We start from the raw sequence: 23,342 nt of genomic DNA on the forward strand, positions 1-23,342 counted from the left end.
GGGGGCCGGGCTGGGGCCCGGGAGGACCGTCCGGACAGCCGGGACAACCGGGGCCGCCGGGACCGTTCGGGCAGCCTGGGCAGTCCGGGCCGCCGGAGCCGTCCACACCGGACTGGGCGGCGCTCGCCGAGCGCAGCGAGCGCGCCCGCGCCCGGCGCCGCCGCTGGCTGATGATCGGCGGCGGGGCGGTGGCCACCGCCGTCGTCGCCGCGATCGTCGCGGTCGCCGTCGTCAACGAGAGCGGTCCGGGTTCCGGCCCCGCCGCCGCCTCGGACTCCCCGGCGCCGTCGGCCTCCGAGACACCTCCGCCCGACCCGGAGCAGCCGGAGCCCACCTTCTCCTCCGAGCCGCCTCCCCCGCCGCCGGACCCGCGGGAGTTCCTCTCCAGCGCCGAGAAGGACACCGCCCCGCTCGGCGCCGCCACACTCTTCCCCGGCGACTCGATGAAGGCCAACGGCCGCACCTACGACAAGGGCGCCACGGCCTCCACCAAGAGCTGCGCGTCCGGCACCCAGGGCGCGCTCGGCGCGGTGCTGACGAACAACGGCTGCCGCGAGCTGATCCGGGTGACGTACGTGCGCGAGGGGGTGGCGGTCACCGTCGGCGTCGCGGTCTTCGACGACGCCGAGGCCGCGGGCAGGGCCAAGGAGCAGTCCCGGCCCAACATCGCCTCACTGCCCGGCTCGGGCGTGCCCACCTTCTGCCGGGGCGGCGTGACCTGCCGCACCTCCGCCAACGCGCTGGGCCGCTACGCGTACTTCACCATCTCCGGCTACACCAGCGGCAAGGACGTCACCGCCTCCGAGACCGCCGCCCGCCAGGCCGGCCTGGACGCGGCCGACTTCGCCTTCGCCCGCATCCTCGAACGCGGTCAGGAGCAGGCGGCGGCCTCGGTCACCGGCTGACGCGCCGCCCGGACCGGGGCCACGGTCCGGGGTCCGGGGCTCCGGACCGGGCGGCGCGGGGACGTCAGTCCCGCTGGGCTCCCGCCGGGAGCGTGCGCAGGGTCACCTTGGTGGCCGTCTTCCGCTTGAAGGACCAGTCGAGCATCCTCGTCGCGTCCCGGTAGCGGTCGGAGCTGTTCAGGATCACCCCGACGACCGTGCGCTCGTCACGCGTCGCCGCGAAGACCAGGCACGGGCCGGCCTTGGAGCCCGTACCGGTCTTGATGCCGATCACGCCCTTGTACGAGCCGAGCAGCTTGTTGGTGTTGTACCAGGTGTACGTGCGCCCGTTGGTCGCCTTCTGGACGGTCTTGGCCGCCTTGACCACCGCCCTGAACGTGGAGTTCCCCATCGCGTGCCGCGCCAGCTTCGCCATGTCGCGGGGGGTCGAGTAGTTCTTGCCGCCCTTGGAGATGCCGTCGAAGGAGTCGAACTTCGTGTTCTTCATCCCCAGACCGGCGGCCTTCTTGTTCATCTTGGAGATGAACGACTTGGTGCGGGCGGCCGTCGTGCTCCCGCTGCCGAAGGTGTCGGCCAGCGCGTACGCCGCGTCGCATCCGGAGGGCAGCATCATCCCGTACAGCAGCTGGCGCACCGTGAGCTTGTCGCCCGTCTTCAGGTCCGCGGTGCTGGCCCCGTACCTGGTCACGTAGTCGCGGTAGGCCTTCTTCACCGTGACCTTGCGGTTCAGGTCGACGCCCTTGGTGGTCACCACGACCGCTGCGGCCATGATCTTGGTGGTGCTGGCCATCTCCCGCCGGGTGTCGGCACCCTTGCCCCACAGGGTCTTGTCGGGCCCGCTGTCCAGCAGGAAGGCGCCCTTGGCCGCTATCCCGGACGGCCCCCCGGCCGCCTGGGCGGGCACCGCCGTCGGGCCCGCCAGGAGCACGGCGCAGGCAGCCGCCAGCACCACGCCCGCCCTGCGGATCCCCCTCGTGCGAAGTCTCAATGGATGCTCCGTCATCGTGGTCGTCGGGCCCGCACGACGCGGGCCCGACTACTGGACGATCCAGCGCCACCGGCGGTTGCCCGCCGGAACCGGCCAACCCCTCAGCGGCGGCATCCGCGCTCCCGTCCCCTGGGGGACGGGAGCGCGCGCCACTTACCGCACGGGTACCGCAGCGCACCGGAAGTGCCGGACGAACCGCCACCCGGCACCGCCCCGTCCACCGACGTCGCCGTCAACCGTTGCCGCCGAGACGCCGGCAAGCCCCGCCGGAGTAATTCCGGCGGGGCTCAAGGAGGAACCCAAGGGAGGCTGCCGGGAAACAATCGGCAACACCCTCACTCCGAGGACATATGGAATCCTCATGTCATCCACGTCGGCTGACGCATCCACTCGGAGCGAACAAGCAGCCTTACCGATTCCAGCAGGAACGGACAGAGAACCTGTCCACCGACTGCCTCACGAGTCCGTCAGGATCGGTGCTCAATGGCGATACAGGACTCCTCGTAGTCCCACAACTCCTGCTCGGCACCCAATTGCACGACTTCCATGACCGACGAGTAGCCCACAGCGGGTGGAACATCGATGGCCAGCATGGACGGCACCCCTCCCCGCTCGACTTCACAGCCGGTTCGCTTCAAGTCTGCAACCAACCTGTCCTCCTCGCCCTCCTCGAAGAGGATTACGCGGATCGTCGAGTGCCCTCGAGCCGAGACCAGTTCGTCGAAGATGTACTCTTCACCATCGCCCCGCGAGTAAGTGATCAGGTCACCGCGGCTCACTCCGACCACGAAGAACGGGATACTCAGAACCTCTCCCGCGACCTCTGATAGCTCCCTCACCAGGATCCCCTCCTCGCTGTACGGAGGGTAACCATCCTCGTCCTGTTCAAGTGGAAAGGTGACACGAATAATCTCACCGGGAAAAGAGTTCACGGAACTTTCTCAACCTCAGATCTTCCCCTTGGGGGTGTTACTCCATCTCCCGTTACAGGGAACGCATGTTACACGCCCGTTCCAGGGCGCTCCAGGTCCACCGAGGGATTCAGGCCAAATGTGGTCGATTCGAGTTTCCCTCAGATTCGGAGGAACTCCCTTCTGAGAGCGCTTGGCCGGAACCGTCTCAACGCCGCAGTCGTCGCACACGGTACGGCCACCATTGTTCTCTCTGCTCTTCTCCCTGACTTTCCTCTTCCCTGACCTGGTGAACGGCTTCTTCGCCCGCTTCATGTCGGCATTCAGGTCCTGGACCACACCGCGAGAGTCAACCGAGAAACGCGTCCCGTTCACCGGACAGGAGCCAGGAGCAGCGGTGTTCGTGTTGTGGACCAGGACCGGTTCGACTCCGGCAAGCACATAGTAGGTGTGGATGCCGGCGATCGTGAGGTCGTGGGTGCGCTGGCGCTTCTCGAAGTGGCGGATGCCGGTGAGCGTGACGGTGTCGCCGTCCGGAGTACGAAGCTCCATGCCCGGCTCGAGATCGCCGGCCTCGATCCACTCCTGCTCGGACTCCACCCAGAAGGGGTGGGTCGCGGTGGAGATCAGCGCGGCCGAGCCCTCGCCGGCGGCGATGGTCAGGTCGACGAAGTGCTTGTCGTCCTCGGTGACGATGGTGGCGACGACCTCGCGGACCGTGGTCTCACCGGTCTCGGGGTCGGTGACGGTGACCTTGTCCCCGAGCCCGACCTCCTCGATCGGCTTACTGGTGCCGTCGGCGAGGAGGACACCCGTACCCGGCAGGAAGCTGTGGCACTGAGCCGTTTCCAACCTGGCGCCGGGGTTGGAAACGGCTCAATGGATGCTCCGTCATCGTGGTCGTCGGGCCCACACGACGCGGGCCCGACTACTGGACGACCCAGCGCCACCGGCGGTTGCCCACCGGAACCGGCCAACCCCTCAGCAGCACCCCGCGCCGCCTCCCCCACCTCGTCGGCTTCCGGGACACCGCAGCCCGATCCGGAGCAGTCGGAGCCCGGCTTCTCCTCCGAAGCCAGGCTCCGACAGGCCGGCCTTGACGCCGCCGACTTCGCCTTCGCCCGCGCCCTCAGGCGCGGCCGGAACCAGGCGGCGGCCTCGGTCACCGGCGGCCGAAAAGTGTTGTAAGAGCCTTGACCGACCGAGCCCGTCGTCCCTCGGACTCAACCGAAGGTTCTGCAAGGACAGGTGACACCCCCAATCCGGGAGTGCCGCCTGATTCAAGCCTTCGCCACGATGCGGATCAGGACTCTCTGCGCCTCTCCAGGGTCGTCGACGCAGACACGCACACTGGCGTCGCCTTCGGGCAGGTCGTATCGGTGAGAGAAGTCGTCGCCGACAAGGTCCGCGACTTCGACTCCCTCTCCCAGAACTCTCAGAACGTCATCGTACACGCACGTCCCTTCATCCTCTCCGTCTTGCAACGAGACAGAGATGTCGACTGGACCGATGTCTCCGTGAACCACGGCAACAACCACGCATTCGCGGTTTCCCTCTGCAGGCGACTCCAAGGGATCGATTTCCGGGATGCCAAGGGACGAGCCAATCGCTTCAATTCGCACGACCCCCCAAGGGACATCGACTCTGAACTCATCCACGCTACACATCTTTTCACAAGTCCTTATACGGATTTATTCCGTCTCTCTTCATTTGTGCGGCTGCACGACCCTGAGCCGCGCTGCAACTCCTACACTGCGGGAGGAGTATTTGCGAATCGCCCTTATTGATGAACGTTGAGACCGGCTGGTGATCCTTCACCCACGTGCCACTTTTATAGCCGGACTTGGCCGCACCGCAGGTATGACATCCGTACTTGTTGCCTATGTCATTGACGTCCCGGATCTCCTGAGCCTTCCAGTCCCGCTCCGGCCCTCTGGCGTCTATCCAGTCGTGTGTGTTCTCACCGGGGTGGAAGAGTCGGCAAGCATCACCGTACCCCCCTTTGCTGCCTCCGACGTTGTGGACAAGCACGGGCTGGTCGGCAGCGAGCACGTAGTACGTGTGGATGCCGGCGATCGTGAGGTCGTGGGTGCGCTGGCGCTTCTCGAAGTCGCGGGTGCCGGTGAGCGTGACGGTGTCGCCGTCCGGAGTACGAAGCTCCATGCCCGGCTCGAGATCACCGGCCTCGATCCACTCCTGCTCGGACTCCACCCAGAAGGGGTGGGTCGTGGTGGAGATCAGGGCGGCCGAGCCCTCGCCGGTGGCGATGGTCAGGTCGACGAAGTGCTTGTCGTCCTCGGTGACGATGGTGGCGACGACCTCGCGGACCGTGGTCTCACCGGTCTCGGGGTCGGTGACGGTGACCTTGTCCCCGAGCCCGACCTCCTCGATCGGCTTACTGGTGCCGTCGGCGAGGAGGACACCCGTACCCGGCAGGAAGCTGTGGCACTTGCTCTTCCGCGTCAGCTTCGCCTTCGCGGCCTTCAGGGCGTCCTTGGCCTTGCCGACGGTCTTGGAGGAGGACCACATGTCCTTGGCGCCGCCGACCAGGTCGTCGAGCAGGCCCCAGACGCGCTTCGCGAGTTTGGCGCCCTTGGCCCAGTTCCACGGGGCTCCGTACTTGGCGAGGATCTTGCCCGCCAGGCCGCCGACGAAGGAACCCGCGATGTTCAGCGCGGTCTCCCCGCACGCGGCGAGGTCACCGCTGGAGAAGCAGTCCATCGCCGCGTTGATGCCGAGGATGTCCTTGGCGATCTCGACCAGTTCCTTGGCCGCCCGCTTCACCTGCTTCTTCGCGGACGAGTACTGGCGCTGAGCCCTGTCGAGGTTCTCCTGGGCCTCGGTGACCTCCTTGTCGGGTTTCACATAGCCGCCGCCCTTGCTGCTGGGGATGGGCAGCCCGCCCTGGCACTTGATGAGGCCCTGCATGCACTCGGGGATGGCCAGGCCCGTGGGGTCCGACAGCGTGACGGGGGTGTTGTTGGCGTAGGCGTAGCCGTTGATCTGCTGAGGGCTGGTGTAGTCGATGATCGGGTCGACCGAGATGAACCTGCCCAGCGACGAGTCGTACTCGCGCGCCCCGATGCTCGTCAGCCCGGTCTGGGCGTCGATCGTGCCGCCGACGAAGCCCTTCTCGCCCGGCCAGGTGCCGCTCGCCCGGCCCCGTTCCAGCCCGTAGGGGTCGAAGCGGCGCTGTGCGACGGCGCCGGTGGCGGCGTCGATGGCCAGCTCGCCGGTGCCGTGGTGGTCGGAGGCGAGGAAGGACAGCTTGCCGTCGTCGGTGCGGACGGCGATGGTCTGGCCGGCGAAGGAGTAGTAGCGGGTGGCCTCCACCTCGCTGCCGCCCTTGGGCAGGCGCAGTTCCATGCCCGGCAGGTAGACCGTGGTGGCGGTGGCGTCGCGCCGGATGACGCGGTTGCCGTCGGCGTCGTAGAGGTAGGTGGCCTCCCGGCCGTCCGCCTCGACGGTCCTGGTCAGCTGGCCCTCGGCGTCCCAGTGCAGGGTCTGGGTGTCACCGCCCAGAACGCGCTCGGTGGTGTTGCCGGAGGCGTCGTAGGCGTAGGTGGACCGGCGGTCGCCGGTCGGGGTGTTCTCCACGACCTCGGTGACCGCGTGCGGTCCGGCGTCGCCCTCGCCGTGGGTGTAGGTGCGGGTGACGTCCTTGGCCGCGTCCAGGCCGGTGTCGTGGACGACCTCCTTGGTGCGGTTGCCGATCGCGTCGACGGTGTACGACTTCCAGTACGGCGCCGGTCCGCCCAGCGCGCTCTGTCCCGGTGCCGCGCCGCACGCCGCCGGGGAGGAGCCGCCCAGCTGCCCGCCGGCCGTGCCGGATCCGGCTGCCTGCTCGGGGCTCGCCGCCGGGGTCCAGGCCTCGGCCAGGCGCTGCCCGGTGTCGTAGGCGAAGCACTGCACGTCGGGGGAGGCGCCCGAGGTGTCGGAGATCGACAGGACGTTGCCGACCTGGTCGTAGGAGTAGTTCGCCGCCTTCGCCGGTCCGGTGACGCCCTCGATGTCGACCACCGAGCGGGTCAGCCGGTCGGTTCCCTTCTCGTACTGGAAGGTCTGCCAGACCCGCTTGCCGCCACCGGTGGACAGCTGGAGCTGCTGGAGCAGGCTGGTGGTGGAGTAGACGGTGTCGGTGACGTACGGCGTGTTGCCCGTCATGGAGGTCGGGCGCTGCAACTCGTCGTAGCCGAAGACGATCGCCTCCGAACCGAGGCCGCCCGCGGCGGGCATGCCCTGGCCGCCGAGCGTGCCGTCCCGGTTGTAGGTGGAGGTGAAGGTGTAGACGCCCGCCAGCGCGCCCTCGGAGGACGGCACCGAGTAGGCCGTCTTCAGGGGACGGTAGTACTCGTCCATGGCCTGGGTGACCGTGGCGAAGTACTGGCTGCCGCCGTTCACGTACCGCAGCGAGGCGTAGGCGTGCCCCAGCCAACCGGCCTTGTCGTACCGGGTCTCGGTGAGCTTGGTGCCCAGTTGGGGCTGCCCCTCCCAGGTGGAGGTGGCCCGCCCCAGCTTGTCGTAGACGGTGGAGACGACCTTGCCGCGCGCGTCCATCGTCGACACCGGCCGGTCGGCGGCGTCGTAGGTGGTGGTGGAGGTGCCGCTGTCGGGGTCGATGCTCTTGACCTCGCGGCCCAGCTGGTCGTACTCGTACCGCCAGGTGTTGCCCTGGGCGTCGGTGACCGTCTCCAGCTGCCCGGCCGGGGTGTAGGTGTACTTCGTCGCGTCGTAGCCGTTGCCGGGGCCCGCCGCGCCGTCGGGGTTCGGGGCGTCGCCGTGGTAGTGGCGCAGCTCCGTCATCCGCCCGGCGGCGTCGGTGATGGTGGTGGTGGGCACTCCGCCCTCGGGCGGGTCGACGTGGGTGCGCTCGCCGTCGTAGGCGGTGGTGGTCCGCCACTGCTCGACGCCCGCGACCGCGAGGGTCTGCGCCGTGGCGCGGCCCAGGCCGTCGTACTCGGTCAGGGTCTGCGCTCCGACCTGGCCGTCGTTGACGACCAGCAGTTCGTCCGAGGGCGCGCCGAGCGCGTTGTAGGTGGCGTTGGCCTTCCGGACCTTCCCGGTGCCGTCGTAGAAGGTGTCGGCGACCATGCGGGAGCCGTCCGGCCCCTCGGTCTGCTTCTGGCGCGGGCGCAGCAGGCTGTCGTACAGCTCGTACTCCGTGCCGTACTCGCCGCTGATCTCGACCTTCTCGGTCCTGACCGCGACGACCTTGTCCTTGCGGACGGTGTAGGAGTACTTGATGCTCGGCGTCTGGGTCTTGCGCCGGTCCGGCATCCAGACCGAGACCAGGCGTCCCAGGGCGTCGTGGGCCAGGTCGGTGCGCTTGCCGTTGGGGTCGGTCTGTCCGGTCGACTGCCCCCACGCCGGGGCGTAGTCGGTGGTGGTGACGTGGCCGAGCGCGTTGGTGACCTCGGTCTGCGAGATCAGGCCGTTGACGTCGGTGTACTCGGTGCGTGTGGTCGCGCCGGCCGCGTCGGTCTGCGCGGTGGGGCGTCCGAAGGCGTCGTAGGTGGTGGTGCCGGTGACCTGGTAGGTGCCCTTGGTGCCGTCGTGCGAGGTCAGCCGCTCGGTCCTGGTGGCATCGCCCTTGGTGGGCGCGTCGCCGAAGCCGCCGCCGTCGTAGTGGGTGCGCTCGTCGGCGATGACCTGGGTGGTGCGGTCGGGAGTGGCCGAGCAGGCGACGGAGACGGCCTCGCTGCGTGAGGGCAGCTCGTAGATGTTCCTCGCGGGGTTGTCGGCGTACCACAGACGGGTGCAGCGGTCGTCGTCGGTGGTGGCCAGGTCTCCGAAGTCGTCGGTCCTGAGCAGGCGGCCGGTGTCGGTGTCGTAGACGGAGACGGATCTGGTCTTCCGCCAGGTGCCGTCGGACAGCAGGTTGTAGCCGCGGGTGGTCCCCGTCCTGGTGATGGTGGCCTTGGTGGTGCCCCAGGACCTGGTCTGGACGGCGGTGTCGTGCTTCCAGGGCTCGTTGACGACCTTGGAGACGATCCTGCCGCCGTCGTAGGTCGCCGCCTCCAGCTCGAAGCCGGTGTACTCCTTGTGGTCGGTGTAGCTCTTGCCGGTGGAGTCGGTGACCGTCACCGAGCGGGTGCCGCCGTCGGGGTCCTTGTCACCGTGCATGCCCCGCAGGTACGTGTGGTCGGTCCGCGTCGAGGTGGTCTCGCCGTCGCCGCTGGTGACGGTGACCTTGCCGTAGCCTTGCCACTGGCCCCAGGTCAGGTACTTCTCGTCGGTGATGCCGTCGGGCTCGGCGTGCCGCCAGGCGGCCGGGCCCTGGTAGTCGTAGCGGGTGACGAGGTCGTCGCCGCCGCCGGTGCGGTCGGTCTCGACGATCTCGGCGACGACGTACTTGTGGAACCAGTCGGTGATCGGCTCGGTGTGCCCGGGGGGCGCCCACTTCACCGGGTAGCAGCGCTTGGTGGACTTCCCCGGAGCGGGCAGGGCTTTGGCGGTGCACTCGGTGGGGGCGTAGTTGACATCGAGCTGGGCGCCGGTCTCGCTCAGCACGGAGGCCAGGCGGTAGCGGTGGAAGGCGTCGATGTTGTCGCCGTCGGCGTCCACCCGGTTCTCCAGCTGGATGCCGTACAGGTCGACCGAGGGCATCGCGATGTGGTCGTCGCCGACCCGGCCCTCGTGGCCGATCTTCGACAGCCACAGCGTCTTGGAGTCGTCACCGTTGTCGAGGAAGCGGTGGGTGAGCGTCCAGGCGTCGACGTCCTCGTAGGTGTCGGCGCCGGTGCGCATCTGGGTGGTGATGCCGGTCAGCCGCTTGGTGGTCCAGAACGAGGGCGAGATCTGACCGGCCTTGCAGTGGGTGCCGGCCTTGCACTCCAGGTCGACCGGGGTGTCGGGCCAGTGGGCGGCGTTGGCAGTGGTGCGCTTGCTCGCGGCGCAGTCGAAGGTGTCGGTGGGCAGGCAGCGCTCGGCAACGGTGAACTTCACCCGGGCCGGGGCCTTGGCCGCGTACACCTGTTCGTGGCGCTGGCCGTAGTCGATGCGCTTGAGGTAGCCGCCGCGGTGGTACGCGGTGCCGTCGGTGTCCGTCTTGCCGTTCAGGGCGTAGTGGTTGGTCTCCGCCCCGTAGAAGTACGACATGACGTTGCCGTGGGTGTCCTTGACGTAGTCGAGGTTCCACCGCCAGGCCTGCTCGCAGTGCGCCTCGGAGAAGGTGGCGTCGTGGCAGGGCTCACCGGAGTCGTCGCCGAAGACGGGGACGGTCCAGGCCGAGTCGGTCTCCTCCTTGCCCGAGGTCCAGCCCGGCAGCCGGTTCAGACCGAAGTGGTACTCGGTGCCGTCGGTGGTGGTGACCCGCCAGTGCTCGCCGTTGTCGTCCCCGTTGGCGGCGCCGGTGAGCTTCTCCACCCGGGCGCCGCTCTCGCCGGTGAAGTGCCACTCACCGGTGTCGTCGTCCTTGATGAGCTGGCTGGAGCTGCCTTCGAGCATGATGGTCGCGTTGTCGAACGCCCAGCACTGCTCGGCGGAGGTCTTGTGGCCGTCGTCGGCGCAGGGCTTGTAGGCGCGCTCGATGTAGCCGGGTTCGTAGCTGAAGCCGTCGCCGACCCAGGAGCCCTGGTTGTTGGTGACCGAGGTGCGCCCGTCCACGGACTGCGAGGAGTAGCCCAGTCCGATGGTCGGGGTCAGCCCGCCGGGGGTCGGGACGGTACGGAAGGGGTAGTTCCAGGAGAACCCGCCGGAGGAGTTGGCCACCGACCAGCTCGCCGAGGGCGACAGGGGGGTCGCCTTGTAGTCGCCCTTGTCCGAGGAGGTGCCCGAGGTCAGGGCGACCAGAGTGGAGGACTCTCCCGCCTGGGTGGACAGGCCCGGCTTCGCCGGCTGTGCCTCCACGCGCGCGGTGACCGTCCGCTTCGAGGTGTCGTTGTCCGATGCCAGGGGGACGGGCAGTTCGGGGCACTCCGCGGTGCCCGGGGCAGCGGTCGCGGCGCAGTCGGGCAGCTTCACCAGACGCAGCCGGGAACCGTAGCCGCCGCCGTACCCCTCGGCGAACTCCGAGTAGTCCAGCGAGAGTTCCACCGGCCCGGGCTGCTCGGAGCCGTCGGTCCGGCTGACCTTCAGCACCACGGCGCTGTCGAGTTCGGCGGCGCGCTCGCGGTCCAGGGAGGTGATGCGGACCTCGGCCGGGGATGCTCCCGCCTTTCCGGCTTCGGCCTTTCCGGTCTTCTTGTTCTCCGCGGCCTTCTTTCCGGGCTTCTCCGGTGCGGCCGCCGTGACCGTCACCGGCAGACCGCCGACCTCGGTGCGCTCGGCGGTCTTCGCGTCGGCGGCGACCGCGATCTCGGCGCTGCCGGGCTTCGGCCACTCGGCCTTGTCCAGCCGGGTGACCGCTGCCTTCTTCGTGGGGTCGGTCGGCCGGGGTGCGGTCTTGGCGTCCCGGCCCTCGGCCGGGTCGGCGGAGCCCTGGACGCCGGGCCGGCCTTTGCCGGTGTCCTTGTCGAGCGGTACGGCCTCGGCCGTGGTACCGACGAGGGCCAGGTTCAGGCCCAGGACGACGGCGCCGACGACGCGTTTGGGTATGCGGCGGCTGAGCAGGCGGCCTCTGAAGGGATTCAAGGGGATTCTCTTCTCCGCGAGTCCGAAGGCGGGGATTGGGGCGGGCGGCACGGATGGCGGGGCACCGGCGGTGGCCGGTGCCCCGGGCTGTCACAGGTCGGGGACGGCGGTGGGCTGCCACATCTTCTTGATGCCGGTGGGGTCCACCGCGCCGGCGTAGACACGCACCTCGTCCAGCGCGCCGGCGAAGTACTCGCTGCCGCCGCCCTGTGCGGAGCGGCCGACCTGGAGTCCGCCGGTCGCGGGCCACAGGGTGTCGTCCTGGCCGTGTGCGGTGGCGGTCAGCTGGCCCTCCACATAGAGGCGCAGTTCGTTGGCGAAGGCGTCGTAGACCACGGCCAGGTGCTGGCCGGAGCCTCCGCTGACCGGCAGCTGCTCCTCTTCGAGGAACACGGTGGTCGGCGCGTCGGCCGCGTCGGTCTCGGAGACCTCCAGCTCCCACTGCCCGGTGGCCGCCTGGTAGCGCACCGCCACCCGGTCGGTGTTCTGTCCCGGCAGGGAGAACACCGTCTGCGACTGCGCCGGGGAGTCGGTGGTGAGCCGGGCGCGGGCGGTGATGGTGAAGCTGCCGTCGCCGCTCACCGGCGGCGTGGCCGTGGCCGCCCAGTCGCCGTCGCCGTCCAGGGCCAGATGGCCGTCGCCGACCAGTGCGGTGTCGTCGAACAGCGGGTCGGCGGGACGGTAGACCGACGCGTTCCCGTTCAGGGCCAGCGGCTCGCCGCCGTCCTGGACGTTGGCGGATGTCCCGTCGGTGGCGGTGTCCAGCATCCAGTAGCCCCTGCGCTCGGGCTTGACCGTCATCAGCTCGGCGACCTGGGCCGCGGGCAGCACCCGGTCGAAGACCCGGACCTCGGCGAGGTCGCCGGTGAAGTGGTCGCGGTAGCCGGACTTGGCCACGGCCCGTCCGATCTGGAGGTTGCCGTGGGAGGTCCACTCCGAGCCGCGCCGGGCGGTCCCCTTGAGGTGCTGGTTGACGTAGACGCTCAGTTGCGGACCGCCGGTGGCGTGGGCGTCGTAGACACCGGTGAGCAGCACCCACTGGTCCGGGACGACCGTGACGCCGGCCGAGGTCTTCCAGTGGCCGAGTGTGGAGACATCGCCGACCGGCATCGAGAAGGCCCAGGACCCGGCCGTGGCGTCGTACCCGAGGGTGAAGCCGGGCTCACCGCTGCCGTCCTGGCTGATCACGGCCATGTCCCGGTCGAGTGCGGTGGGGCGGACCCAGGCGCTGACGCTGAAGCTGTCCCTGGTGTCCAGCACCGTGGCCTCGGAGTCGAGGTAGGCGTCGGCGCTGCCGTCGAACCGGGCGGCGCTGTCGGCGGCGCCGCCGGGGCCGGTCACCCCGAACCGCACCGCGCTGCCCGCCGTGGCCGGGTAGCGGCCCGACTCGTCGTGGACGCCGTCGGCGTCCGCCTCGTCCGCCAGATTCCACTGCGCGGCGACCGGGCGGCCGTCGGTGACCAGGAACTCGTGCTGGGCGGAGGCGCTGGGGTTGCCCGCCTGGTCGAACGCCTCGACGGTCACCCAGTGGCGTCCTGGGGACATCGGGGTCCAGGTCACCGAGGCGGGGCCGCCCGCGGTGTCGGCGGCGACGGTGCGCGGTGTCTCGCCGTCGAAGCTGTAGCGGTACTCCACGAGGTCGCCGTCGTCGATCGCGTCGTCGGTGTTCGGCGCGAAGGTGAAGGTGCCGGCCGTGCCCACCCCGTCGTGCCACACCTCGCCCTCCGGGTACTCCTGCGAGGTGACCGCCGGGGCGCCGGGCCGGCTCGCGTCGTAGACGATCTCGCAGCGCTGCGGGTCGCCGTCGTGGCTCCAGCCGCCCCAGGCGTCGCCGTCGTAGGCGTTGGCGGACCAGTAGATCACCGAGTTCGGCTGGAGGTCGCCGGTGACCTGGGTGCTCATGGTGTGGCTGAAGACGGTCCCGGCGTTGGGCGACTTGTAGACGGTGTCGTGGGTGTAGGAGCGGGACGTGCCGTCCTTCCCCGTCCAGTCCACCTTGAAGCGCACCTTCACCTTGTCGGTGCGCGAGGAGGTGTGGTCGGGGTCGCGTGCCTCGGTGCGGAACTGGGGCCGCACGTTGGTGTACGGGCGGCCCTCGCCCCAGACGCACTTGCCGCCGGGGTCGGAGGACATGTGCGCGGTCCTGATCTGCTCGGGCGGATTGTTGTAGCCGATCTTCAGGTATGCGTTGCCGCAGATCCGCTTCCAGCCGCCGTAGGTGCTCTCGTCCCCGGCCTTCAGCCCCAGGGACATCGACGTCCAGCTCCCGGAGGCCGCCGCGCTCACCTCGCTGGTCAGCTCGCCGCCCTCGAAGTGCAGGTTGGCCTGGCTGGAGCAGGAGGTGGGGGAGATCTTCTTGTCCACCGTCATCAGGTAGTCGTCCCAGTCGTCCTTGGTGTTCGACCAGTCGCTGGAGGAGGTGATGGTGTGGTTCTTGCCGCCGATCCGGTAGAGCTGGACGGGCTCGGCGCGGGCGTCGGCCCAGTAGACGTGGTTGACCCGGGCGGAGAAGGACGCTTTCAGGATCTGCTTGCCGCGGTAGAACGACATGGGCATCGTGAACAGCAGCCGCCGTACCCCGATGCCGTTGCAGGAGACCGGGTTGTAGTCCGTGGGGCACCTGCCCATGCCGGCGCTGCCGGAGTACTTCCAGTCCTGCTCCCCCGGCATGCCGGACATCACCGATGTCCAGGCCGAGCGCGAGGTGGTGCGCTGGATCGGGTCGATGACCACCGGGTAGACGGTGTCCTCGCCGGTGAGCAGTTCCCTGTCCGGGACGAGGGTGAGGGTGTCGCCGCTCACCTCCACGTCCACCGGCGCGGTGCGGCCGCCCCTGCCGGGGCCCTCGGCTGCCTCGGCGGACGACCGGGCGCCGGGGCCCTCGGTGTTGACGGTGAAGGACGCCTGGTCCGCCTGTCCGGCGGCGGGCTGCTCCGCCTCCGTGCCGGTTTCCGTGTCAGCCGAGTCCCACATCACCGGCTTCCCGGCCTCGAAGACCGTGCCGCCGACCGCCGCGTCGACCGCCTCCAGCGATCCGTCCGCGGTCTCGCGGACCTCCAGCCCCTCGGTCCGCATCCCGAAGTCGATGCTCGCCAGCTCGGGGTTGGCCGCGGCCTCGGCCGTCCTGACGACCAGCAGGTGCGCCAGGCCGTCCACCTCGGCGCGCGCCACCAGGTCCACGCCGGGCAGGACGTCGGGGTAGGTGGCGGAGTCGCCCTCGATCCGCGGGGCGGGCAGTTCGCCGCCGGGCCAGGTCAGGGCGTACTCGCGGCCCGCCTTGCGCATCCGCGCGAAGGGCCCGTCCCCGCCGCCGGAGAACTCCAGCTCGACGGTGGCGGCCTTCGGTGACCAGCCGCCGTCCTCGCGCCGCACCAGGGTGCCGTCGATGTCGACCCACTCGCCGCCGCGGAAGGCGCGGACCGGCTCGGTGTACTCGTAGGCGGTGAAGGAGCCGTCGGGGTTGGCGAAGACCTCGCGGCGCTCCTGCCGCAGCCCGGCCACCTCCACGGCCTCCCCGTTCGCCTCGGCGGCGGCCTGGGCCAGTTCCTCGGTCCGCTGGACGTCCGCGTACCGCTTCGAGGACTTCCCCGCCGGGGCGGCCGGTGCGTCGCGCACCGTGGCCCCGGTGTCCGCGCCCGCTCCGGGCAGTGCCGCGCACCCGGTGGCCAGGAGCGCGGTGAGCGCTCCGATGACGGTCGCGGTGCGGCGCGTACGGCGCCGCGTTCTTCTGTCGTTCACGTTCTCGCCCTCGGAGCCGTCGAAGTCGCCGGGTCTTCCCTGTGCGCGGTCCGCGCCGCGCCGCGCGCTCACCGGACCACCGCCCCGAAGGCGCGGCCGCCGGTGGGGATGCCGCCCTCGCCGGGCCGCCAGGCGCTCACCGCGCCGGTGCCGCCGGAGATCAGGTTGGCCCAGGGGATGCCGTGGACGCCTCGGTCGGCCTCCGGGCCGTAGGGCTTGCCCACGTGGAGCGTCTGCGGTGTGGCCGACAGGCTGGTGCCCAGGTACTCCCTGACCCCGGGTTGCCCGGGGAGGCCGTGCAGGCCCTGCTCCAGCCACACGTCGCCGTCACCGGGCGGCCCGACCAGCGGGAAGATCTGCACACCGCCCGAGTCCTTGCCGCCGGCGGCCTCGATGTCCTCGCCGGGGATGCCGACGGCCAGCAGCAGGTTCTGTGCGGTGCTGGTCGAGCCGGGTGCGGTGTTCACGGCGGTGAGGTGCTGCCCGAAGTAGTCGCCGTCCTCTCCGACACCGGTGACACCGGTGATGCCCTGGTGGATGTCGGCGACCTGGGTCACGTCTCCGGAGAGGGTGAGTCGCAGGGTGATGACCCGCCCGGCGTCCTCGCCGGTGGAGGTGTCCTCGCCGGGGATGCCCACCACGACCAGGGTGTCGGTCGTCGAGGAGGAGCCCGGGGGCCGGTACTGCACGGCGGCCAGCGCCGCTCCGTACTGGTCGCCGGTCTCGGCCGTCCCGTTGATCCCGGGTGTGTCCTGGTGGGTTCCGCCCACCGGCGTGGGGTTGCCGTCGGAGTTGATCGCGTGCCTGAGCAGTTGCATGCCGCCGGAGAAGGTGCGGTCGCCGATCGCCTCGCCGGGGACGCCGACGGCGATGTGGTAGGGCGAGGCGGCGATCGAATAGCCGAACCGGTCGTCGTTCTCCGGGAGGCCGGACGCCCCGTTGTCGTTCTGGTTGAAGGCGACGTTGATGCTGTCGCGCAGGTAGTGGACGCTGCCGGCGTCGCGCAGCCCGCCGCTCAGGTCCTCGCCGGGCACTCCGATGACCAGGTAGGGGCGGCCGGGCCCGGTGTGGCCGGCCGCCAGGGAGTACCCGAACCAGTCCCCGGCCTCGGCCGCCGAGGAGGCGATGCTTCCGGATCCCTTGCCCTGGTGGAGGTCGAGGGCGGCGGGCCCCTTGCCCAGACCGGCGGGCGAGCCGTAGAGGATCTGCACCGATCCCGCGTCGGCCTGGTCCCCGATGTCCTCGTAGGGGGAGCCGACGACCAGGTCGGCGCAGCCGTCTCCGTTGTGGTCGAAGGTCGCAAGGGCGTGGCCGTAGCGGTCTCCCGGCTCGGCCGTTCCCGGGATCCCCTCGGTGTCCTGGGAGATCTCCTCCGCTCCCCGACCGCCGCCGTAGGCGATGTGGACGGTCCCGGCCTCGGGGTGCCCGGAGACCGTGGCCTCGGGGTCGGCGATCGCGATGTCGCGGACGCCGTCGCCGTTGAAGTCCGACTCGGTGCCCGCGGTGCACCCGGTCGCGGCCTCCACCACAGGGGCCAGAGGTGGTGCCCCACCGGACAGTGCCATCGCCGCCACCAAGGCCAGCCCGATCATGCCCGCGCGTGTACGCACGCCTCTTCCCACCCCTTGTGAAGATCCTTTGAAGCAAGTGAAACCCGGGTGATCTTCCTGGGCGCTTACTCGACGATCAAGGACCTGACAAAAGATCGGCTTGTAGCGAACGCGCCGAACAGCCCGTCACGGGGAGAGAAGGCGGCAGGGGACCGGCCGGTCCGAAGGCCCGCCGTACTGCCGGTGCCCGCCTCCCCGCGGCATGACCGGCCCCGCCCCGACCGGGAGCGACGCCCGGGTGGGGCGGGTGGTGGCGCGGCCCCGCGGCCGAACGGGGCCGGGGCGGGGCCGGTGTGGTGGGCCGCCCCCGTCGTCAGGGCGTGCGCGGGCGGCTCGCGCCGCTCAGCAGCAGCCGGCCGCCACGCCCGCCGCCGGGCCCGCGCCCGGGAGCGTGCGGCGGTTGCGCGCCTCGGCGTTGCGCGCGGCCAGCAGTTCGTCGGCCGGGTAGCCGACCTCCTCCAGGGTGAGCCCGTGCGGCCGCACCACGTGCACCGCCGAGTCCCGCACCCCGGCCGCCAGCACCTGGCCCGGCCACGACGGCGGACGGTGCCCGTCGCCGACGAAGAGCAGCGCGCCCACCAGCGAGCGCACCATGTTGTGGCAGAAGGCGTCGGCGACCACCCGGGCCTCCACGACGCCGTCGGGGCGCCGCCGCCAGCTCAGTTCCCTGAGCGTCCGTATGGTCGTCGCGCCCTCGCGCCGCTTGCAGTAGGCGGCGAAGTCGTGCTCCCCCAGCAGGCGCTCGGCCGCCTCGTTCATGGCGTCCACGTCCAGCGGCCAGTCGTGCCACAGCACATGGCCGCGCTGGAGCGGGTCCACCCCTCCCGGGTGGTCGCAGACGCGGTAGGCGTAGCGGCGCCAGATCGCCGAGAAGCGCGCGTTGAAGTGGGGCGGGGCCGCACCGATCCGGTGCACCCGTACGTCGTGCGGCAGGCGCCCGGCCAGCCGGCGCAGCAGTCTCTCCCGGTGCGCCTCCCACAGGTCGGCGGGCAGGTCGGCGTGCGCCACCTGGCCGCGGGCGTGGACGCCCGCGTCGGTGCGGCCGGCGACCGTCAGCTCGAAGACCTCCTCCGAGCGGGTCACCACCCGCAGCGCGTCCTCCAGCTCGCCCTGCACGGTGCGCCGCCCGCGCTGCCGCGCCCAGCCGGAGAACTCCCTGCCGTCGTACGACAGGTCCAGCCGGACCCGTACGTGTCCGGGCTCCACCTCGTCGCTCACACCGTGATCCTCTCGAAAAGCGCGTACAGCACGTGAAGCGCGTAAACGGCGGCGGACCCGCTCCCGGAAAGGGGGAGGCGGGTCCGCCGCGGTGTGCTCGGGATGCCCCGGAGCGGAGAACGCCTCAGGCGTCCTTCTTCTCCTCGGCCGGAGCCTCGGCCGCGGCCTCGGTCTCCTCGGACTTCTCCTCGGCCGGGGCCTCGGCGGCCTCGTCCTTCGCGGCGTCCTTCTTCAGGTCCTTCACGGCCTCGTCGCCCGCGGCGTCCTTGGCCGTGCGCTTCGTGGCGGCCTCGGCCTCGCCGACGGCCTCCTGCTGCACGGTCAGGGCCTCCACCAGCTCGATGACCGCCATGGGCGCGTTGTCGCCGCGGCGGTTGCCGATCTTGGTGATGCGGGTGTAACCGCCGGGGCGGTTCTCGTAGCGCGGGCCGATCTCGGTGAAGAGCGTGTGCACGACGCTCTTGTCGAGGATCGTGCGCATCACCTGGCGGCGGTTGTGAAGGTCGCCCTTCTTCGCCTTGGTGATCAGACGCTCGGCCACCGGGCGCAGGCGGCGGGCCTTGGCCTCGGTGGTGGTGATGCGGCCGTGCTCGAAGAGGGCGGTGGCGAGGTTCGCCAGCATGGCCTTCTCGTGCGCGGCGCCGCCGCCGAGGCGGGCGCCCTTGGTGGGCTTCGGCATGGTTGTTTCTCCTCGATGTCTGCACCGGCCGTATCAGGTACCGGTGTCAGTGTCCGTACGGGCTTGTGCCCGCCGGAACCGGGGCGTGCGGCCGCACTCGCGCGCTCGGCCGTACGCTCCGGGGAACGTGGGCCGACCGGGCGCGGGCGGGTGCCGCGCCCGGTCGGGATGCCGGTGGGAACCGGCGTCGTTACCGCCGGGTGCCGGTCAGTACTGCTCGGTCTCGACGAAACCGGAGTCCGCGTCGTCGTCGGCGCCGAAGGCGTCGGCGGCGGCGGTCGGGTCGAATCCGGGCGGGCTGTCCTTGAGGGTCAGGCCCATGCCGGCCAGCTTCGCCTTGACCTCGTCGATCGACTTGGCGCCGAAGTTGCGGATGTCGAGCAGGTCCGCCTCGGAGCGGGCCACCAGCTCGCCCACCGAGTGGATGCCCTCGCGCTTGAGGCAGTTGTAGGAGCGGACGGTCAGCTCCAGCTCCTCGATCGGCAGGGCCAGGTCCGCGGCGAGCGCGGCGTCCGTCGGGGACGGGCCCATGTCGATGCCCTCGGCGTCGACGTTCAGCTCGCGGGCCAGGCCGAACAGCTCGACCAGGGTCTTGCCGGCGGAGGCCATGGCGTCACGCGGACGCATGGACTCCTTGGTCTCGACGTCGACGATCAGCTTGTCGAAGTCGGTGCGCTGCTCGACACGGGTCGCCTCGACCTTGTAGGTGACCTTGAGGACCGGCGAGTAGATGGAGTCGACCGGGATGCGGCCGATCTCCTGGCCGGCCTGCTTGTTCTGCACGGCGGAGACGTAACCGCGACCGCGCTCGACGGTCAGCTCCATCTCCAGCTTCCCCTTGCCGTTCAGCGTGGCGAGGACCAGGTCGGGGTTGTGCACCTCGACACCGGCCGGCGGGGCGATGTCGGCGGCGGTGACCAGACCCGGGCCCTGCTTGCGCAGGTACATCACGACCGGCTCGTCGTGCTCCGAGGAGACGACCAGGCTCTTGATGTTGAGGATCAGGTCGGTGACGTCCTCCTTGACGCCCGGCACGGTGGTGAACTCGTGCAGGACGCCGTCGATCCGGATGCTGGTCACGGCAGCACCGGGGATCGAGGACAGGAGCGTGCGACGCAGGGAGTTTCCGAGGGTGTAGCCGAAGCCCGGCTCCAGCGGTTCGATCACGAACCGGGAACGGAACTCGTCCACGACCTCTTCGGTCAGTGAGGGGCGCTGAGCGATCAGCATGGGGGTGTGCCTCCAGTCTTCGGCAACCGCTATTTGATGCCGAGCACCGGGCGGGAGCCCGGTTTTCCACTACAAGGGTACGGGCGGTGCGACCTGTGCGGGCCGCACCGCCCGTGACCGTGAGCCGGTACTCCGGATTACTTGGAGTACAGCTCGACGATCAGCTGCTCCTGCACCTGGGTGTCGATCACCTGGCGCTCGGGCAGCGAGTGGACGAGGATCCGCATCTTCGACGGGATGGCCTCGAGCCACGCCGGCACCGTCTTGTCCCCGGCCTCCGCCTGCGCCACCTGGAAGGGGGTCAGGTTGCGGGAGCTGGGGCGGACCTCGACGATGTCGTTGGGAGCGACGCGGGCCGACGGGATGTCGGTCTTGCGGCCGTTCACCATGATGTGTCCGTGGCGGACGAGCTGGCGGGCGTGGTCGCGGGACTTGGCGAAGCCGGCCCGGTAGACCACGTTGTCCAGACGGGACTCCAGGATCTGGAGCAGGTTCTCACCCGTCTTGCCCTGCTTGCGGTTGGCCTCGTTGAAGTAACCGCGGAACTGCTTCTCGAGGACACCGTAGATGCGGGCGGCCTTCTGCTTCTCACGCTTCTGCAGCAGGTACTCGCTGTCCTTGGTGCGCCCGCGTCCGTGCTCACCCGGGGGGTAAGGACGGATCTCGATCGGGCACTTCGCGCTCTCGCACTTAGCTCCCTTGAGGAAGAGCTTCTGCTTCTCCCGACGGCAACGCTTGCAGTCGGCCCCGGTGTAACGCGCCATGTTCGTGTATCTCCTACTTCTGCCGGATCAGACGCGGCGACGCTTCGGCGGGCGGCAGCCGTTGTGCGGGGTCGGGGTGACGTCCTGGATCGAACCCACCTCGAGGCCGGTGGCCTGGAGGGAGCGGATCGCGGTCTCACGGCCGGAGCCGGGGCCCTTGACGAACACGTCGACCTTGCGCATGCCGTGCTCCTGCGCGCGGCGGGCGGCCGACTCGGCGGCCATCTGCGCGGCGAACGGCGTCGACTTGCGCGAACCCTTGAAGCCCACGTGACCGGCGGAAGCCCAGGAAATCACGTTGCCGGTGGGGTCGGTGATGGAAACGATGGTGTTGTTGAACGTGCTCTTGATGTGAGCGTGCCCGTGGGCGACGTTCTTCTTCTCCTTGCGGCGCACCTTCTTGGCGCCGGCCGTACGGCCCTTCGGAGGCATAGAAAAATACTCCTATGGAGGTGGTCGGTCCTGCGGTCCGGACCACTGGCGGTGTCCGGTGAGGACTACTTCTTGCCCGGCTTCTTCTTGCCGGCGATCGCGCGACGCGGGCCCTTGCGGGTGCGGGCGTTGGTGCTGGTGCGCTGGCCGTGGACGGGCAGACCGCGGCGGTGGCGCAGACCCTGGTAGCTGCCGATCTCGACCTTGCGGCGGATGTCGGCCTGGATCTCGCGGCGGAGGTCACCCTCGGTGCGGATGTTGGCCTCGACGTACTCACGGATCCTGACGAGCTCTTCCTCGGTCAGGTCGCGGACGCGGGTGTCCGGGTTCACACCGGTGTTCGCAAGCGTCTGCTTGGAGAGCGTGCGACCGATGCCGAAGACATAGGTGAGAGCGACCTCCACGCGCTTGTCGCGCGGGAGGTCGACGCCTTCGAGGCGTGCCATGAACGTGGCTCCTGGTTTCGTTGGAGGTCTTCCGCAGCACCGTTCCCGTAGCGAGTACGAGCCGGGTCCCCGGCCTCCGTCCGGGGGTGTCGTCCCCACCGGCGTCGACGAATGTCACGGCGGGGGGTCGGGTGTCTGCGTATCTACATGTCGCTTGCGTCGCGCGAAGAACCGCGAGAGGTGCGAGGCGTGGAGGTCTTGCGTCAGCCCTGGCGCTGCTTGTGGCGCAGGTTGTCGCAGATGACCATGACCCGGCCGTGGCGGCGGATCACCTTGCACTTGTCGCAGATCTTCTTGACGCTCGGCTTGACCTTCATGGGATGTGAGGTTCTCCGGGTCAGGCCACCACCCCGCACCGGGCGGAGTGAGGGCGAGATCTACTTGTAGCGGTAGACGATCCGCCCGCGCGTCAGGTCGTAGGGAGACAGCTCCACCACGACACGGTCGTCGGGAAGGATACGGATGTAGTGCATCCGCATCTTGCCGCTGATGTGCGCGAGGACCTGGTGCCCGTTCTGGAGCTCCACCTTGAACATCGCGTTCGGGAGAGACTCGACGACGGTGCCCTCGATCTCGATGGCCCCTTGTTTTTTGGCCATGCTTGAGCGCTTCACCTTCCGGGATCGGCTACCTGGGTCAGCCCGTGGGTGCGCGCAGGCACACATGGACCGACGAGCCAGTCTACGGCACGGCTCCGGGAAAGACGAATCGGGGATGTATGCCCATCGTGGGAGATCTTTATGCGGACCGGAGGGACTTCGCCCGGCTCGCGGCCGTCCCGCAACCCGGCTCACCGCAGGAGAGGCGGTGGTGCTGCAGGTGCCGCGCGCTCCGTCCGGCCCGGCGGGACCGGACGGCGGCCGGACGCCGGGGGACCGGGCCGGGAGGCCCGGTCAGTCCAGCGGGTCGGGGGCGGTGGTGACGCCGTACTCCGCCAGCTTCGCCCGGCCGCCGTCCGGCGCCGTCAGCACCAGCGGGCCCTGCTCGGTCAGCGCGACGGAGTGCTCCCAGTGGCAGGACCAGCTGCCGTCGTTCGTCTTGACCGTCCACTCGTCCTCCAGGACGTGCGTCCTGGCCGTGCCCAGGCTGACCATCGGCTCGATCGCCAGACACATGCCCGGCACCAGCTTCGGGCCCTTGCCGCGCCGGCGCTCGACGTAGTTCAGCAGGTGCGGGTCCATGTGCATCTGGCTGCCGATGCCGTGGCCGCCGTAGTCCTCGATGATCCCGTAGCGCCCCGAGGCCGGGCGGGGCTGGCGGCGGATGTAGCCCTCGATCGCCTTGGAGATGTCCACCAGCCGGTTGCCCTTGCGCATCGCCGCGATGCCGGCCCACATCGACTCCTCGGTGACCCGGCTCAGCTCGTGCACCTCGGGGGCGTGGCCCTCGCCGACGAAGACGGTGATCGCCGCGTCACCGTGCCAGCCGTCGACGATCGCGCCCGCGTCGATGGAGATGATGTCGCCGGACTCCAGCACCGTCTCCCGGTCGGGGATGCCGTGGACGACGACGTCGTTCACCGAGGTGCAGATGTTGCCGGGGAAGCCGCCGTAGCCGAGGAAGTTCGGCTTGGCCCCGTGGTCGGCGAGCACCTTGGCCGCGACCTCGTCCAGGTCCTTGGTGGTCGCGCCCGGCACCGCGGCCTTGCGGCAGGCCGCGTGCATCGCGGCGACGACCAGCCCGGCCGCGCGCATCTTCGCGATCTGCTCGGGGGTCTTGATCTCCACCATGACGGCTGACGCCTTCCAGCTCGCGGTTGTCTGTGGCACATCCGGCCCGGAGCGCTGCCACCGGGCCCGTTCACTACACGATACGGCCGCGGTGCCCGCCCCGGGCACCGCGGCCTTCTC

17 protein-coding genes are annotated in these 23,342 nt (G+C 70.0%); 1 reads left to right on the forward strand and 16 read right to left on the reverse strand.

All coding sequences use genetic code 11. The annotated features are described in order from the left end of the window. Window positions 1-905: hypothetical protein (locus L7D48_RS02275; RefSeq protein WP_237876870.1), on the forward strand; the 905-nt coding region annotated here is incomplete at its 5' end. Window positions 906-969: 64 nt separating this feature from the next. Here the strand turns inward: L7D48_RS02275 and L7D48_RS02280 are convergent. The 16 genes from L7D48_RS02280 to map form a co-directional block, all read right to left on the reverse strand. Continuing rightward, a complete protein-coding gene (locus tag L7D48_RS02280; RefSeq protein ID WP_374490677.1) occupies window positions 970-1,908 on the reverse strand; it encodes a D-alanyl-D-alanine carboxypeptidase family protein in 939 nt (312 codons plus the stop codon). Window positions 1,909-2,360: 452 nt separating this feature from the next. Continuing rightward, window positions 2,361-2,825 carry a DUF4265 domain-containing protein gene (locus L7D48_RS02285; RefSeq protein ID WP_237876874.1) on the reverse strand — a complete coding sequence of 155 codons (465 nt, stop codon included), beginning with the start codon at window positions 2,823-2,825 and terminating at the stop codon, window positions 2,361-2,363. 15 nt (window positions 2,826-2,840) lie between these two features. After that, a complete protein-coding gene (locus tag L7D48_RS02290) occupies window positions 2,841-3,656 on the reverse strand; it encodes a polymorphic toxin-type HINT domain-containing protein (RefSeq protein ID WP_237876875.1) in 816 nt (271 codons plus the stop codon). A gap of 428 nt (window positions 3,657-4,084) precedes the next feature. Next, on the reverse strand, window positions 4,085-4,462 hold the full coding sequence (locus tag L7D48_RS02295; protein ID WP_237876877.1) for a hypothetical protein: 378 nt from the start codon (window positions 4,460-4,462) through the stop codon (window positions 4,085-4,087). A gap of 13 nt (window positions 4,463-4,475) precedes the next feature. Beyond that, entirely contained in the window at window positions 4,476-11,375 is a 6,900-nt protein-coding gene (locus L7D48_RS29265; RefSeq protein ID WP_305853120.1) for a polymorphic toxin-type HINT domain-containing protein, read from the reverse strand. 90 nt (window positions 11,376-11,465) lie between these two features. Next, window positions 11,466-15,185, reverse strand: a complete 3,720-nt coding sequence (locus L7D48_RS29345) for a LamG domain-containing protein (RefSeq protein WP_237876879.1) — start codon at window positions 15,183-15,185, stop codon at window positions 11,466-11,468. Continuing rightward, window positions 15,182-16,723 (reverse strand): VCBS repeat-containing protein, encoded by a 1,542-nt coding sequence (locus tag L7D48_RS02315; protein WP_237876881.1) that lies wholly within the window; start codon window positions 16,721-16,723, stop codon window positions 15,182-15,184. Before L7D48_RS02315 ends, L7D48_RS29345 begins: the two co-directional genes overlap by 4 nt. 342 nt (window positions 16,724-17,065) lie before the next feature. Further along, window positions 17,066-17,941 carry a tRNA pseudouridine(38-40) synthase TruA gene (gene truA / locus L7D48_RS02320; RefSeq protein WP_237876883.1) on the reverse strand — a complete coding sequence of 292 codons (876 nt, stop codon included), beginning with the start codon at window positions 17,939-17,941 and terminating at the stop codon, window positions 17,066-17,068. Window positions 17,942-18,065: 124 nt separating this feature from the next. Next, a complete protein-coding gene (rplQ, locus tag L7D48_RS02325; protein WP_237876885.1) occupies window positions 18,066-18,620 on the reverse strand; it encodes a 50S ribosomal protein L17 in 555 nt (184 codons plus the stop codon). Window positions 18,621-18,827: 207 nt separating this feature from the next. Next, a complete protein-coding gene (locus L7D48_RS02330) occupies window positions 18,828-19,850 on the reverse strand; it encodes a DNA-directed RNA polymerase subunit alpha (RefSeq protein ID WP_093660637.1) in 1,023 nt (340 codons plus the stop codon). Between the two features lie 137 nt (window positions 19,851-19,987). Continuing rightward, window positions 19,988-20,614, reverse strand: a complete 627-nt coding sequence (gene rpsD / locus L7D48_RS02335) for a 30S ribosomal protein S4 (RefSeq protein WP_237876887.1) — start codon at window positions 20,612-20,614, stop codon at window positions 19,988-19,990. Between the two features lie 27 nt (window positions 20,615-20,641). Next, the gene (gene rpsK / locus L7D48_RS02340) at window positions 20,642-21,046 is read right to left on the reverse strand and encodes a 30S ribosomal protein S11 (protein WP_004571845.1); all 405 of its coding nucleotides are present in this window, start codon (window positions 21,044-21,046) and stop codon (window positions 20,642-20,644) included. A gap of 65 nt (window positions 21,047-21,111) precedes the next feature. Beyond that, window positions 21,112-21,492 (reverse strand): 30S ribosomal protein S13, encoded by a 381-nt coding sequence (rpsM, locus tag L7D48_RS02345; protein ID WP_237876889.1) that lies wholly within the window; start codon window positions 21,490-21,492, stop codon window positions 21,112-21,114. 203 nt (window positions 21,493-21,695) lie between these two features. Next, on the reverse strand, window positions 21,696-21,809 hold the full coding sequence (rpmJ, locus tag L7D48_RS02350; RefSeq protein ID WP_003956441.1) for a 50S ribosomal protein L36: 114 nt from the start codon (window positions 21,807-21,809) through the stop codon (window positions 21,696-21,698). A 60-nt stretch (window positions 21,810-21,869) separates the two neighbouring features. Further along, a complete protein-coding gene (gene infA / locus L7D48_RS02355; protein WP_003948620.1) occupies window positions 21,870-22,091 on the reverse strand; it encodes a translation initiation factor IF-1 in 222 nt (73 codons plus the stop codon). A 294-nt stretch (window positions 22,092-22,385) separates the two neighbouring features. Beyond that, complete coding sequence (map, locus tag L7D48_RS02360; RefSeq protein WP_237876892.1) at window positions 22,386-23,222, reverse strand: type I methionyl aminopeptidase; 837 nt, start codon at window positions 23,220-23,222, stop codon at window positions 22,386-22,388. Window positions 23,223-23,342: the final 120 nt, after the last annotated feature.

Source organism: Streptomyces sp. ICN903, assembly GCF_022015835.1.
In the GTDB taxonomy this organism is placed as follows: domain Bacteria; phylum Actinomycetota; class Actinomycetes; order Streptomycetales; family Streptomycetaceae; genus Streptomyces; species Streptomyces fenghuangensis.

Bases quoted from the DNA above. Each gene is read 5' to 3' on its own strand.
- rpsD (WP_237876887.1), bottom strand. From the start codon at position 20,614: ATGGCGCGTTACACCGGGGCCGACTGCAAGCGTTGCCGTCGGGAGAAG.
- map (WP_237876892.1), bottom strand. From the start codon at position 23,222: ATGGTGGAGATCAAGACCCCCGAGCAGATCGCGAAGATGCGCGCGGCC.
- rpmJ (WP_003956441.1), bottom strand. From the start codon at position 21,809: ATGAAGGTCAAGCCGAGCGTCAAGAAGATCTGCGACAAGTGCAAGGTG.
- rpsK (WP_004571845.1), bottom strand. From the start codon at position 21,046: ATGCCTCCGAAGGGCCGTACGGCCGGCGCCAAGAAGGTGCGCCGCAAG.
- infA (WP_003948620.1), bottom strand. From the start codon at position 22,091: ATGGCCAAAAAACAAGGGGCCATCGAGATCGAGGGCACCGTCGTCGAG.
- rplQ (WP_237876885.1), bottom strand. From the start codon at position 18,620: ATGCCGAAGCCCACCAAGGGCGCCCGCCTCGGCGGCGGCGCCGCGCAC.
- L7D48_RS02330 (WP_093660637.1), bottom strand. From the start codon at position 19,850: ATGCTGATCGCTCAGCGCCCCTCACTGACCGAAGAGGTCGTGGACGAG.
- L7D48_RS02280 (WP_374490677.1), bottom strand. From the start codon at position 1,908: ATGACGGAGCATCCATTGAGACTTCGCACGAGGGGGATCCGCAGGGCG.
- rpsM (WP_237876889.1), bottom strand. From the start codon at position 21,492: ATGGCACGCCTCGAAGGCGTCGACCTCCCGCGCGACAAGCGCGTGGAG.